The following is a 13,172-nucleotide window of genomic DNA, read 5'->3' on the forward strand; positions in this document are numbered from 1 at the left end:
TCCTGCGGATTGAAGATCCAGATCCAGAGCAGGGACGCGGCCACGGCGGGCATGATCGCCGGCAGATAGAACAGGGTCCGGTACCAGGCGATGCCGCGAACCTCGAGGTTGAGCAGGAGCGCGATGCCGAGGGTGAGCGTCAACCCAATCGGCACCGCCAGGGCCATGAATACCGTGTTCCAAAGGGACTTGTAGAAGAGCGGGTCTTCGAACATGTGCGCGTAATTGGCGAGCCCGACGAATTGCGGCGGCGAAAGGACGTCGTATTGGCAGAAACTGATGAGCAGCGAGAACACCAGCGGGCCGCCGCCAAAGACGACAAACCCGAGGAACCAGGGCGAAGCGAAAAGGTAGCCCGCGTAATACTCGCGCCGGAAATAGCCCCGGGCGTGCATGCGCCGCCGGAAGTGCCAGACCATGCCGCACGCGACGCAGAGCAGAACGCCTCCATAGACGCCGAGTACCGGCCGCCAGCGCAATTCCGGATACGGAACCGGATAGACGACCCGGTCTAATTCGCGCTGCACCCGCGCCGCGCCCAGGTCCAGCGCATGCTGCGCATTCCGGTGAATGTCCTGGGCATCGAAACGCTTGTAGATGCCCGCTTCCATGGCGCGGATGTGTTCATTCCACAACAACTGGCCCACCGCCGTCACGGGCCGGTACTTCGACACCGGCAAGATGTCGATGTACGTGCGCATGGCCGCCTTGAACTTCTCCTCAACCGCCGGCTCACTGTAGAGGTAATGCTCCATCGCCCACTGCGTCACGTCCTTGCGGCTGCTCATGCGCGGCATGAACACGTTGCCCGCCGCGCGCGCCATCTGGCATTCCACGTCGCTCCGGATGCGGTACGCCCGCTGCGATACCAGGTATTTGATGAGCAGCCAGGCTTCCTCGGGATGGCGCGCCGTGGCCGGGACCACGTAGGCCCAGCCGCCGCACCAGCCGAACCGGGGCTTGTCGGCAAACCAGCCCCCGGGCGCGGGCGCGGGCGCCACGCCGAAATCGAGGTCCCGCTTCTGTCCCGCAATGACCGGCAGGAAAAAGTCGCCGTCTATCTTCATCGCCACCTTGCCCGAAAGAAACGGGTCGAGGTCCCCGGTCTGCAGCGTCGAGCGGAACGCTTCCGCGTCCTTCGCGCCGCCGATGACATCGTACAGATGGGTCATGTACGCCAGGCCTTCGACGACTTCCGGCGCGTTCAGCAGGCACCGGCGGCCGTCCCCGCTCATGTACGCCGCGCCGTTGAGCCAGCCGTAAATGTACAGCCACGAATTGCCGTAATTGGGGATAAACCCGACCTGCACAAGCTTCCCGGCTGCGTCCCGCTCCGTCATAATCCGCGCCGCGGCTTCGAGTTGCGCCCAAGTGCGCGGCGGCGCCACCTGCCCCGCCTCATCGACGCAGCCCGCCGCAATCAATTCGCGCGCGTACTTGCGCAAGAGGCTCTTGTTGTAATAGAGGGCCCGGTTGTCCGTGTCGGAAGGAATGCCGTACAGCCGGCCGTTGTACATCGACTCCTGCCAGCACGGCTCAAAGAACTGCTCCTGCCGAAACGTATACGGGTCATTCGCCGCTTCAACCAGGTCGCGCTCATAGAGGTCCTGCAGGCACAGGAACGCCCCGCGCGCGGCCCATTCGCCCACGGCAAAGCGGTCGAACCACACGACATCCGGCGGGTCGCCCCCCGCCACGGCGCACAACAGCCGCTGCGGGTCGTCCGTCTTGTTCACCGTGGCCGATTGACCCATCACCACGTGAATCCGCGGCCTGCCGCCGGTCCCGTCGTGGCTCGCCTCGAAGTCCCGCAGCACCTCCGGGACAAAGATGTCGAGTTCATTGCCCCAAAAATACAGCGTGACGGGTTCGGCGGCATCCTCCGCGACGGCGGGACCGCCCAGCCATGCGGCCGCGCCCAACGCCAGCGTGGCCAGCCATGGCAAGCCATGCCCCGGCGCCGTTGCCCGCCTCGGCGGCCGGAATCGCCCGTGTGTTCGAAGAAAGCGTCCGCGCACCCGGCGCCTCCCTGCTGTTCCTCAAACTCCCGATAAGACCACACGTCCGCGCGGTCTGTCAATGGCTGGGCCGGAACGCGCAATGGACCCAAGCGGGACAGGCGTTTCCGCCCGCGCCCGGCCCCATTTCCGGGAACCCGGTGGCAGGCACACAGGCCCGCGGGTATGCAGGGGGCGGCACCAGTCGTTTTTGTTCCTTCAGTCGTTTTGGTCCTTTCGGCCCGAGCGCTTGCCCGCGCTGCTCGACTCCTCCCCGGCAAACCCGTATTATTTGCGCGACACGGAAGCGTGATGTTGAGTCGAGGAGTTCTGAACCCATGCTGTTTACAGAATCGACTATCGGGGCGTTCTTTGAGGAGCAGGCGCGCCGCGCTCCGGACCAAGAGTTCATTGTATATCCTGATCTTGGCCTGCGCTGGACCTATGCCGCGTTCGACGCGCGCGTCGACCGCCTGGCGAAGGGGCTGCTCGCCACCGGCATCGGGCGGGGCGACCATGTGGGCATCTGGGCCTGCAATGTGCCGGACTGGCTCACGTTCCTGTTCGCCACGGCAAAGATCGGCGCCGTGCTCGTCACGGTCAATACGGCTTACAAGGCCCACGAGCTCGCCTACGTTGTGAAACAATCCGACATGAAGGCGCTGGCCCTCATCCAGAGCTACCGCGACCTCGACTATGCGGAAACCGTGTACACGCTGATGCCGCAACTGCGGACGTGCCCGCCCGGTCACCTGCAGTGCGAGCATTTCCCGCGGCTCAAGCACGTGTTCTTCCTCGGGCCGGAAGAACACGCAGGCATGCTCACCGTGGATGCGCTCCTGGCGCTGGGCGGCGGTTTCCCGGACTCCGCGCTGGCCGAGGCCAAGGCCGCCGTGTCCAATCAGGACGTGGTGAACATGCAGTACACGTCGGGCACGACAGGGTTCCCGAAGGGCGTCATGCTCACGCACCGGAACATCCTCAACAATGGGTATTACATCGGTGAACGGCAACGGCTCGGCCCGGCGGACCGGGTGTGCGTGCCGGTGCCGCTGTTCCATTGTTTCGGCTGCGTGCTCGGCGTGCTGGCCGTGCTCACGCACGGCGGGACGCTTGTCATGCTCGAACAGTTCGACCCCGAGCGCGCATTGGCCGCCGTAGCCAAAGAGAAGTGCACCGCGCTGTACGGCGTGCCCACCATGTTCATAGCGGAATTGAACCATCCTTCCTTCGGCGCGTATGACCTGTCGTCCTTGCGCACGGGCATCATGGCCGGCGCGCCGTGCCCCACCGAGACGATGCGCCGCGTCGTCAGCGAAATGCACTGCTCCGAGATCACCATCGCGTACGGGCTGACCGAGGGCTCGCCGGTCATTACCCAGACCCGCACGGACGACACCCTCGAGCGGCGCGTCGCCACGGTCGGCACGGCGCAACCGGAAATCGAGGTGAAGATCACCGACCCCGAAACCGGCGAGACGCTCGGCTCGAATGAAACCGGCGAACTGTGCTGCCGCGGCTACAATGTCATGAAGGGCTACTACAACATGCCCGAGGCGACCGCCGCCGCCGTCGACCCCGATGGCTGGTTGCACACCGGCGACCTCGCCACCTGCGACGAACACGGCTACTACCGGGTCGTCGGGCGCTCGAAAGACATGATCATCCGCGGCGGCGAGAACATCTATCCGCGCGAAATCGAGGAATTTCTATACGCGCTGCCCGGTGTCGAGGAAGTCGCCGTGGTCGGCGTGCCGGACGAACGCTTCGGCGAAGTCGCGGGCGCATTCATCAAGCGCAAAGACGGCGCTACTTTTACGGAAGACGACGTGCGCGCGTTCGCCCGCGAGCGGATCGCCCGCTACAAGGTCCCGCAGCACGTCTTCTTCATCGACGACTTCCCGATGACCGCCAGCGCGAAAATCCAGAAATACCGCCTGCGCGAACTGGCGCGCGAGCGGCTGCACATCCTGGCAACGGTCTTCGACGCGGAAACCTCCGACAGGAAAGAAATCTGAGCCACTCCTTTTTCCCGCAGCCAGGCCTGCACCTGGATATAATGGCGCCCGTTGGCGGAACGCCGTCACGGAACAGCGAGAACATGCGCGCAATACACGTCTTCTTCCCCGCCCTGCGGTATGTGCCGCTGCTCGCGTCGGCCATCGGCCTGATAACCGGACTGGCCAGTTGCGGGCGAAGCCCCGACGCGCCGCACGCGGTCATCCTGCATGTGGGGAACGCCGCCGAGGTGCAGGACCTCGACCCGCATATGGTCTCCGGCATTACGGAACACCGGACGCTGTGTACGCTGTTCGAGGGGCTCGTGAACCTGAACCCGAGCACGCTGGAACCGGAGCCGGGCGTGGCCGCGGCGTGGGAACTCGCGCCGGACGGGCTCGTCTACACGTTTCATTTGCGCCCTGACGCGCGCTGGTCGAACGGCGACCCCTTGACGGCTGAGGATTTCCATTACTCCTGGAACCGCATCCTTTCGCCGAACCTGGCGGCGGATTACGCCTATTTCCTGCATTGCATCAAGAACGCCAAGCCCTATAACGAAGGAACCTTGACGGATTTCGGCGCCGTCGGCGTGAAGGTCCCGGACCCGCATACGCTCGAGGTGACGCTCGAACACCCCACGCCCTATTTCCTCGGAATGCAGACGCACCAGGCCTACATGCCCGTGCACCGCGCCACCATCGAGCGATTCGGCCGAAGGGACGAGCGCAGCACGCGCTGGACCCGCGCGGGCAACCATGTGGGCAACGGCCCGTACCTCCTGACCGAGTGGACGCCGAACTCGGTGATTCGCGTGCGCCGGAATCCCTGCTATTGGAACCGGGAGGCGGTCCGGCTCGACGGGATCGACTTCTACGCCATCGACAACCTCTGGACACAGGAGCGGGCGTTCCGCAGCGGGCAACTGGACATGACCGACGACGTGCCGCTGCACAAGGTGCGCCTGTATAGCGAGCGCGACCCGCACCGCATCGTGCTGCATCCGTACCTCGGCACGTACTACTACCGCATCAACGTGACCCGTCCGCCGTTCACCGACAAACGCGTGCGCCAGGCCTTCGCCATGGCGCTCGACCGCGAGGCGATCACGCGCAATGTCACGCGCGGCGGCGAAGTGCCCGCATCCTGCTATACGCCTCCGGACACCAGGGGCTACACGTGCCGCTACCAAGTGCCGTTCGACCCGGAACAGGCGCGCGCGCTGCTCGCCGAAGCGGGCTACCCCGACGGGCGAGGCCTGCCGCCCATCGACATCCTCTACAACACGAGCGAGGCGCACAAACTCATCGCGGAGGCGGTCCAGCAGATGTGGAAGGAGCACCTGCACGCGGACGCGCGCCTGCTCAACCAAGACTGGAAAGTCTACCTGGACTCGACCAACACGCTGAACTACTCGGTGGCGCGCTCCGGCTGGATCGGCGACGTGGTGGACCCCGTAAACTTCCTCGAGTGCTTCCTGAGCGATTGCGGCAACAACCGGACCGGTTATGCGTCAGCGGAATTCGACACGCTGATCCACGCGGCCTACGCGGAAGCGGACGCGCCGAAGCGGCTGGAACTGCTGCAAGAGGCCGAGGCCGTGCTGCTCGATGACGCGCCGTTGATCCCCATCTACTTCTATTCGCGGAAATACCTCAAGCGGCCCGAGGTCCTGGGAATTGAGCCCAACCTCCTCGGATACATCCGCTGGACCCAAGTGTCGCTGGCGGGGGAGCCTTCGTAAACATGACGCGCTTCCTCGCACACCGGCTGCTTGAATTGGTCCCGACGCTGTTGGCCGTCGCCACGATCACGTTCTTTCTCGTGCGGCTGGCGCCGGGCGGCCCGTTCGACGCGGAGCGCCAGGTGCAGCCGGAGGTGCTCGAACGGCTCAAGGACCATTACAACCTGAACGCGCCCATGTACCGTCAATACCTGGATTACATGGCCGGGCTGCTGCGCGGCGACCTCGGTGTCTCCTTCTCCAAACCCAGTTACACCGTATCCGAACTCATTCTGTTGCGTCTGCCCGTCTCGCTCGAACTCGGCGCGTACGCGCTGCTCGTCGCGCTAGGCATCGGCCTCGGCGCGGGGCTGCTCGCGTCGCTGAAACCCAATAGCTGGCTTGACCACGCGCCCATGTCGCTCGCCATGCTCGGCATTTGCCTGCCCAGTTTCGTGCTCGGCCCCCTGCTGCTGCTCGTGTTCTCCGAAACGTTGGCCTGGCTCCCCGTCATGGGATGGGAACATCCCGCGGACAAAATCCTGCCGTCGCTCACGCTGGGCGCCGTCTACGCGGCCTACATCGCGCGCCTGACGCGCGGCGGCATGCTCGAAGTGCTGTCGCAGGACTACATCCGCACGGCGCGCGCAAAGGGCCTGCGCGAGTCGCGAGTCGTGCTCAAACACGGCCTCCGCGGCGGCGTGCAGCCCGTGGTCGCGTTTCTCGGCCCGGCTACGGCGCGCCTGCTCACCGGCTCGTTCGTCGTTGAGACTATTTTCTGGATACCGGGGCTGGGCCGCGACTTCGTCGGGGCGGCTTTCAACCGTGACTACCCGCTGATCATGGGCACGGTGCTCATCTACGCCGTGTTTGTCCTGCTCTTGAATCTGGCGGCGGACATCCTGCAGGCGTGGCTCGATCCGCGCGTGCGGCGGGCCTGAGGGGAACATGCGCATGTTGCGGAACACGATACAGAACGGCGACGTCGAGCAGGGCACGTCGCTGTGGAAAGACGCCTGCTGGCGGCTGAAGAAGAACCGCCTCGCCGTGTTCGGCGCGTGCGTCAGCGCCGTGGTCCTTCTCGTCTCCGTCATAGGCCCGTGGTGCTCGCCGTACGACTACGACCAGCAGGACCGCGAACTCGGCGCCGTCGCGCCCTGCGCCGCGCACTGGCTCGGCACGGACCTGCTCGGCCGCGACCTGCTCACGCGCGTGCTGCACGGCGGCCGCGTGTCGCTCCTGGTCGGCATCGCGGCGACGGCCGTCTCCCTCGTGATTGGGGTGCTGTACGGCGCGATTGCGGGGTTTCTCGGCGGGCGCGCCGATGCGTTCATGATGCGCATCGTCGATGTGCTCTACGCGCTGCCGTTCACCATCACCGTGATCATTCTCATGGTCTATTTCGGGCGGAACTTCGTGCTCCTGTTCCTCGCCATCGGTGCGGTCGAATGGCTGACCATGGCCCGGATCGTGCGCGGACAGATTCTGTCGCTGAAAGAAAAGGAATTCATCGAGGCGGCGGTCGTCATGGGCCTGCGGCGGCGGCGCATCCTGCTGCGGCACCTGATCCCGAACGTGCTCGGCCCGGTCATCGTGTACACGACGCTCACGATCCCGAACGTCATGATCCTCGAGGCGTTCCTGAGCTTCCTGGGCCTGGGCGTGCAGCCACCCATGAGTTCCTGGGGACTCCTGATCAAGGAAGGCGTCGAAACGATGGAACCGTTCTGGTGGATGCTCGTGTTTCCCAGCGCCGCGCTGTCCGCGACGCTGTTCGCCCTGAATTTCTTCGGAGACGGCCTGCGCGACGCCCTCGACCCGCGCATGTCCCGGGACTAACGCTATGAGGACTCATCATGGCTCATTGGGAACATCGTGACGAACCGGCATGGCGCGCGTGCCGTTTCGGCCAGCCCTATGCAAAGGGCTTGAGGCGCCTGCGCGAAGAAGTGCTGGCGAAAACCGACTTCGACCCGGCCGTACTGTGGCAGTGGGGCACGACGCAGGCCATGGCCGTGCTGCGGATGCTCCAGGCGGTGGAGCGCCGTTTCGGAAAGGCGGGCCAGGAGACCGCCGCAGAGGCGCTGCGCGAAGTGGGGTTGGATGTGGGCCGGCAAATCCTCCAGGACGCGGCGATCCCCGAAGACTTGCCACCCATCACGTTTATCAGCTTCTACACGACGATTATCAACCGTATCGTTTACGCGAGTCTTGAAGCGCCGCGTGTCAAGAGCGACACGGAAGCCGATTTCGACATCCTCTGGTGCCCGCATCAGGATACCTACGGCGCGTTTGACTGCCGCGTGCAGCGGTATTTTGTCCAGGGCATGATCGACGCGGCCGAGGAGAAGTTTCCGGGCCTCGGATTCCAGGCCCGGTTCGACAGCACCATTCCAGCTGGCGCGCCCGCGTGCCATTTCACGGTCTGGCGCGGCAACGCGGACGCCGCGCGCGAATGGGCCGCATACACGCGCAAACTGGACACGAAAGCGCTGGAAATGGCACAAGATGAAGGTCACCGCGGGGGGAACAGGGCAAGGGAGTAAGCGGAAAACGGGAGCGTGGGCGGGACGCCCATGCCACGGAAGAAATGGCGTTACTGACCGTCGATAACCTGCGAACCTATTTCCACACGCGCGAGGGCGTCGTGCGCGCGGTGGACGGCGTCTCCTTTGAGGTCGCGCCGGGCGAGACCGTCGGCATCGTGGGTGAATCGGGCTGCGGCAAGTCCGTCCTTAATTACTCCCTGCTCGGGCTGATCCCCACCCCGCCCGGGCGCATCGAGACTGGCAGCGCCCGCTTCGACGGCATCGACCTGGTCGCCTGCGGCGCGGCATCCCTGCGCGCGGTGCGCGGGAAGCGCGTCTCCATGATTTTCCAGGATCCCATGACGGGCTTGAACCCCTTCATGCGTATCGGGCATCAAATTGTTGAGCCGGTGCTGCTGCACGAACGCGCGTCCCGGCGCGACGCCCGCGCGCGGGCTGTAACCATGCTCGAAGCGGTGGGCATCCAGGACGCGCCCGACCGGATGCGCGCCTATCCCCACGAATTCTCCGGCGGCATGCGCCAGCGCGTCATGATCGCCATGGCCCTGATCACGCATCCGCAACTGCTCATCGCGGATGAACCCACCACCGCCCTCGACGTAACGGTCCAGGCCCAGATCCTCACGCTGATCAAGGACCTGCAGCGCAACATGGGCATGGCCATGATCCTCGTCACGCACGACATGGGCGTGATCGCGGGCAACTGCGACCGCGTCCTGGTCATGTACGCGGGGCGTATCGTCGAGTCGGGGTCTACGCGCGATATCTTCTATGACGCGCGGCATCCGTACACACATGCGCTGCTCGCGTCCATGCCCGCGGTGCAGGCGCGGTCCCAAAGCCTCTACACCATACCCGGGTTGCCGCCGGACCTTACGCGCCCCATTGCGGGCTGTGCGTTCGCGCCGCGCTGCCGCCACGCCGTGCCCGCGTGCGGCGAAACGCCCTGCCCGTTGCAGGAGATTGCGCCGGGCCACGCCGCCGCCTGCGCGCGCGCGCAACGAGGCGAACTATGACTGCGCCGCTGCTGCAAATCGAGCGCCTGAAGGTCCATTTCCCCGTGCAGGCACGCCGGAGCGCGCGGCGTTTGTCCGATTCCGGGGCCCGGCCCGTGGTCAAAGCCGTCGACGATGTCTCCCTCGCGATACAGGAAGCCGAAGTGGTCGGCATTGTCGGCGAATCGGGGTGCGGCAAGACGACGCTCGCGAGGGCGGTCCTGAGGCTCGTGCCCGTTACGGAAGGCCGCGTCCTCTTCGAAGGCGACGACCTCGCCGCGGTACCGCCGCGTCGATTGCGCGTGCTGCGGCCCCGGCTGCAGATGGTCTTCCAGGACCCCTATGCCTCGCTGAACCCGCGCATGACGGTCTTCGACGCATTGGCGGAACCGCTGCGCGCGCACGGACTCGTCCCGCGCACGGATATCGCGGCCGAAGTGGCGGCGATCATGGAACGCGTCGGCCTTGCGCGGCGGTTTGTGCGCAAGTATCCGCACGAATTCTCCGGAGGGCAGCGCCAGCGTATCGCAATCGCGCGCGCGCTCGCGCTGCGGCCCCGGCTCATCTTCGCCGACGAACCGGTGTCGGCGCTCGACGTGTCCGTGCAGGCGCAGATTCTCAACCTGCTCCAGGGCCTGTGCCGCGAAGACCGCTTGACCATGGTCCTAATCTCGCACGACCTCGCCGTGGTCAAGTACCTGGCGCAGCGCATCGCCGTGATGTACCTGGGCCACATCGTCGAGTCGGGCGAGGCCGAGGCCGTGTTTCGCGAACCGGTCCATCCGTATACCCGCGCGCTCGTCAGCGCCATTCCCCACCCCGACCCGGACCGCGAGGCCGCGCGCCGGCGCGTGCTGCTGCCCGGCGAGCCGCCTTCGCCCTTGCACCCGCCCAAGGGATGCCCCTTTCACCCGCGCTGCCCCTATGCGGCGGAAGAGTGCAGCGCCGCGCGGCCCGGTCTGGAAGAGCGCCGCCCGGGCCGGCAGGCGGCCTGCTTTCGCTTGGACAGTATCGACGGCGGGCAACCGAGGCATGGGGACGCGTAGCGACACGCAGGGACAAGAGCGGAGCGCAACCTGAGTCGGGCTGTCGCGCAATATCGTCTTGATTGACTGGCTTTGCCATGGTAGTTAGAATGCGCTTCAAATGTTCTTGCAGCAGTACGCTGCGGCGGCTGTGCGCCGCGGCGTGAAATACGGGTGGCGCCCCGCCGCACATGATTACCCTCGAACAATGCCAACGCCGCCTGGGCCCGGGCGTGATGTTCGCCTGCGAGCATTTCCATGCGCCGTCGGGCGCGCACATGGCGCTCTGGGGGCCGAGCGGCTGCGGCAAGAGCACGATGCTCAACCTGATCAGCGGACTGCTGACACCGGACAGCGGGCGCATCCTTGTCGACGGCGTCGAAACCCACAACCTGGGCGACGCGGCCATGGACCATTTCCGGGGCGAGCGGTTCGGGTTTGTTTTCCAGACGTTTAATCTTCTCGCGCCATTCACCGCGCTGCAGAACGTGCTGCTCGCCATGCGCTTCAGCGACAACATCCCCGCGTCCGAGTGGAAGCCGCGCGCCCGTCAACTGCTCGCGCGCGTGGGCCTCGAGCACCGTCTCCACAGCAAACCAGACACCATGAGCGTGGGCGAACAGCAACGGGTCGCCATTGCGCGGGCGCTGGCCAACCGCCCGAAAATCATCGTCGCGGACGAGCCAACGGGCAGCCTCGACCCGAAGAACGCCGCCTCGGTCATGGACCTGCTGCTTGACGTCTGCGTCGAAACCAAGGTCACCTTCCTGCTGGTCACCCACGACCGGGAACTCGCGGACAGGCTGCCCCACCGTTTTGATTGCACGCCGCTCATCCGCGAGGAGGCCCGCCCATGAGTCTGTGGCACATGGCGTGGACCTATCTCTGGCACCGAAAGCTGACGACCATCCTCACCATGCTCTCGGTTGCGCTCGGCGTCGCCCTGATCACCGCCGTCCTGACGCTGCGCGACGAAACGCGCAAGCGTTTCGAGGAAGAAGGCCAGACCTTCGATATCGTCGTGGGCGCGAAAGGCAGTGCGCTGCAACTGGTCCTGTGCGCCGTCTATTTCATGGACCGCCCCCCCGGCAACATCGGGCTGGATGTGTACGAGGAACTGCGCAAAGAACCGCTCGTCCATGCCGCGTTCCCCATTGGCATCGGCGACAGTTACGAAGGCTACCCCATCGTCGGGACCACCAGCGCCTACTTGGAACACACCCGTCTCGACGTGCGCACGGAAGAACGGTCGCCCGTGCTCGCGTTCGCCCAGGGGCGCAACTTCGCCGCGCCAATGGAACTCGTGATCGGCGCACACGTGGCGCGCACTACGGGTCTCAAGCCCGGCGACCAGGTCGTCGGCACGCACGGGTTCATCGAGTTGTCCGAAAGCCTGCTCGAACAGGTGGGCGGTCACAGCCACGCCGACTCGCCCTACACGGTCGTCGGGGTTCTCGCGCCATCGAATTCCCCCAATGATCGCGCCCTTTTTGCGGACATCCATTCCGTGTGGCAGATACACGGCGACACCGGCGATTTCCCCGAATGGCACGCCGCGGACGAAACCGCCCACGACGGCCAGGCGCAGGCCGAACCCGACGAACACGCGCACGAACACGCGCAGGCCGCGGACCAAGTGACTGCCGTGCTCGTGCAATTGGACAGCCCCGCCGACCGCTTCACCTTCAAGGACCTCGTGAACCGCAACTACAATGCGGCGGCGGACATTCCCATTCAGGTAATCGAGAAGCTCTACGACCAATTGCTCAGCACGGCGAAAACCGTCCTGCTTGCCGTGGGGTATCTCGTCGTGGTGGTGTCCGCGCTTTCGATTCTCATCGGGCTGTACCTGTCCATCTTGCAGCGCCGGCGCGACCTCGCTATCATGCGCGCCCTTGGCGCGTCCGCCTACGAGATTTTCGGCGCCATCCTGATCGAGGCCTTCTGGGTCACGCTGCTGGGCATCGGTGCGGGCTGGCTGCTCGGCGGTGCGGCCACTTATGGCCTGAGTATGTTCCTGAGCACCCGCTACGGCATGAGCATCGGCGCGTTCACGCTCGCCCGCGACGCGCTGAACGCCTACTGCATCATCCTCTTGGTCGGGTTGATCGCGGGCATCCTGCCGGCCTGGCAGGCTTACCGGACGGACGTGGCGCGCGACCTCGCGCGAGCATAAGGAGACATCGGAGACCGTGCGTAGACGGGCAAAACGCGACCTCGCCATCCTCGCAAGCATCATTCTCATACTGCTCGTGGCCCTTTTCGCCAATTACATGTTCAGCCTGGGCCGGAGCGTCGAGCATTACACTCGCGTGCGCCTGCAGGCGGAAGAAGAGCGGGCGGCCCGCGGCTACAAGCTCCTCAACTGGAAGCTTGTGCGCGAGACGAGCTGGTCGCGCCGCGACGGTCCCGGCTTCAAGGAAGATCTCAAGGCGCGTAACGGGACGCCCATCGACATCGTGGGCTTCATGGTAGCCATCGACCGCTATCGCGATATGACCGATTTCCTCCTGCTGCCTCTGCCGATCGAATGCTATTTCTGCCAGATGCCCCCGCGCGAGGACGTGGTGCTCGTCCAGATGGCCGAAGGGACCACGACGAACCGCTTCAAGGAACCCGTTCTCATCAGCGGCACGCTGAAACTCCAGGAAGGCTCAGACGCGAAATTCTTCTACGTTATCGAAGACGCCGTATTAACCGCGGGCAAGGAAGACGGGCCACTCACCGAGCAACGCATCGATACGAGACATTTCACCCCGGACCATATGCAGGAAAAAGCCCAACCCGACCTCGTCGAAGGCTACGAACCCCCCTCGTCGCAATAGGCCGGCCGCAGCCACGAACAAAACCCGGGCCCCCTCCCCGCACCGCCGGTTCCTGCTTTC

11 protein-coding genes are annotated in these 13,172 nt (G+C 65.2%); 10 read left to right on the plus strand and 1 reads right to left on the minus strand.

From position 1 onward, the window contains the following. The coding region (locus tag KA184_19970; protein ID MBP8131861.1) for an extracellular solute-binding protein at positions 1–2,018 on the minus strand (2,018 nt) is incomplete at its 3' end. 317 nt (positions 2,019–2,335) lie between these two features. On the opposite strand from KA184_19970, the gene KA184_19975 reads away from it, so the two are divergent. From KA184_19975 to KA184_20020, 10 genes are all read left to right on the plus strand, one after another. After that, positions 2,336–4,015 carry an AMP-binding protein gene (locus KA184_19975; protein MBP8131862.1) on the plus strand — a complete coding sequence of 560 codons (1,680 nt, stop codon included), beginning with the start codon at positions 2,336–2,338 and terminating at the stop codon, positions 4,013–4,015. 83 nt (positions 4,016–4,098) lie between these two features. Next, a complete protein-coding gene (locus KA184_19980) occupies positions 4,099–5,739 on the plus strand; it encodes a peptide ABC transporter substrate-binding protein (GenBank protein MBP8131863.1) in 1,641 nt (546 codons plus the stop codon). A gap of 2 nt (positions 5,740–5,741) precedes the next feature. Beyond that, positions 5,742–6,659 carry an ABC transporter permease gene (locus KA184_19985; protein MBP8131864.1) on the plus strand — a complete coding sequence of 306 codons (918 nt, stop codon included), beginning with the start codon at positions 5,742–5,744 and terminating at the stop codon, positions 6,657–6,659. A gap of 13 nt (positions 6,660–6,672) precedes the next feature. Then, positions 6,673–7,557: an ABC transporter permease subunit gene (locus tag KA184_19990; protein ID MBP8131865.1), complete on the plus strand. Its 885-nt coding sequence runs from the start codon at positions 6,673–6,675 to the stop codon at positions 7,555–7,557. Positions 7,558–7,574: 17 nt separating this feature from the next. Further along, on the plus strand, positions 7,575–8,264 hold the full coding sequence (locus KA184_19995) for a hypothetical protein (protein MBP8131866.1): 690 nt from the start codon (positions 7,575–7,577) through the stop codon (positions 8,262–8,264). A 44-nt stretch (positions 8,265–8,308) separates the two neighbouring features. Next, positions 8,309–9,283 carry an ABC transporter ATP-binding protein gene (locus KA184_20000; GenBank protein MBP8131867.1) on the plus strand — a complete coding sequence of 325 codons (975 nt, stop codon included), beginning with the start codon at positions 8,309–8,311 and terminating at the stop codon, positions 9,281–9,283. Continuing rightward, positions 9,280–10,308: an ATP-binding cassette domain-containing protein gene (locus KA184_20005; protein ID MBP8131868.1), complete on the plus strand. Its 1,029-nt coding sequence runs from the start codon at positions 9,280–9,282 to the stop codon at positions 10,306–10,308. The genes KA184_20000 and KA184_20005 overlap by 4 nt, the downstream gene beginning before the upstream one ends. 170 nt (positions 10,309–10,478) lie before the next feature. Then, positions 10,479–11,144 carry an ABC transporter ATP-binding protein gene (locus KA184_20010; GenBank protein ID MBP8131869.1) on the plus strand — a complete coding sequence of 222 codons (666 nt, stop codon included), beginning with the start codon at positions 10,479–10,481 and terminating at the stop codon, positions 11,142–11,144. Next, on the plus strand, positions 11,141–12,463 hold the full coding sequence (locus KA184_20015) for an ABC transporter permease (protein ID MBP8131870.1): 1,323 nt from the start codon (positions 11,141–11,143) through the stop codon (positions 12,461–12,463). Before KA184_20010 ends, KA184_20015 begins: the two co-directional genes overlap by 4 nt. 16 nt (positions 12,464–12,479) lie before the next feature. After that, positions 12,480–13,112 carry a DUF3299 domain-containing protein gene (locus KA184_20020; GenBank protein MBP8131871.1) on the plus strand — a complete coding sequence of 211 codons (633 nt, stop codon included), beginning with the start codon at positions 12,480–12,482 and terminating at the stop codon, positions 13,110–13,112. The last annotated feature ends 60 nt before the right edge of the window (positions 13,113–13,172 follow it).

The sequence above is a fragment of the Candidatus Hydrogenedentota bacterium genome (genome assembly GCA_018005585.1).
Lineage (GTDB): Bacteria > Hydrogenedentota > Hydrogenedentia > Hydrogenedentales > JAGMZX01 > JAGMZX01.

What these genes read in the sequence shown, in the direction of transcription:
- KA184_19975 (MBP8131862.1), top strand. Translation starts at nt 2,336, where the DNA reads ATGCTGTTTACAGAATCGACTATCGGGGCGTTCTTTGAGGAGCAGGCG.
- KA184_19980 (MBP8131863.1), top strand. Translation starts at nt 4,099, where the DNA reads ATGCGCGCAATACACGTCTTCTTCCCCGCCCTGCGGTATGTGCCGCTG.
- KA184_19985 (MBP8131864.1), top strand. Translation starts at nt 5,742, where the DNA reads ATGACGCGCTTCCTCGCACACCGGCTGCTTGAATTGGTCCCGACGCTG.
- KA184_19990 (MBP8131865.1), top strand. Translation starts at nt 6,673, where the DNA reads ATGTTGCGGAACACGATACAGAACGGCGACGTCGAGCAGGGCACGTCG.
- KA184_19995 (MBP8131866.1), top strand. Translation starts at nt 7,575, where the DNA reads ATGGCTCATTGGGAACATCGTGACGAACCGGCATGGCGCGCGTGCCGT.
- KA184_20000 (MBP8131867.1), top strand. Translation starts at nt 8,309, where the DNA reads ATGGCGTTACTGACCGTCGATAACCTGCGAACCTATTTCCACACGCGC.
- KA184_20005 (MBP8131868.1), top strand. Translation starts at nt 9,280, where the DNA reads ATGACTGCGCCGCTGCTGCAAATCGAGCGCCTGAAGGTCCATTTCCCC.
- KA184_20010 (MBP8131869.1), top strand. Translation starts at nt 10,479, where the DNA reads ATGATTACCCTCGAACAATGCCAACGCCGCCTGGGCCCGGGCGTGATG.
- KA184_20015 (MBP8131870.1), top strand. Translation starts at nt 11,141, where the DNA reads ATGAGTCTGTGGCACATGGCGTGGACCTATCTCTGGCACCGAAAGCTG.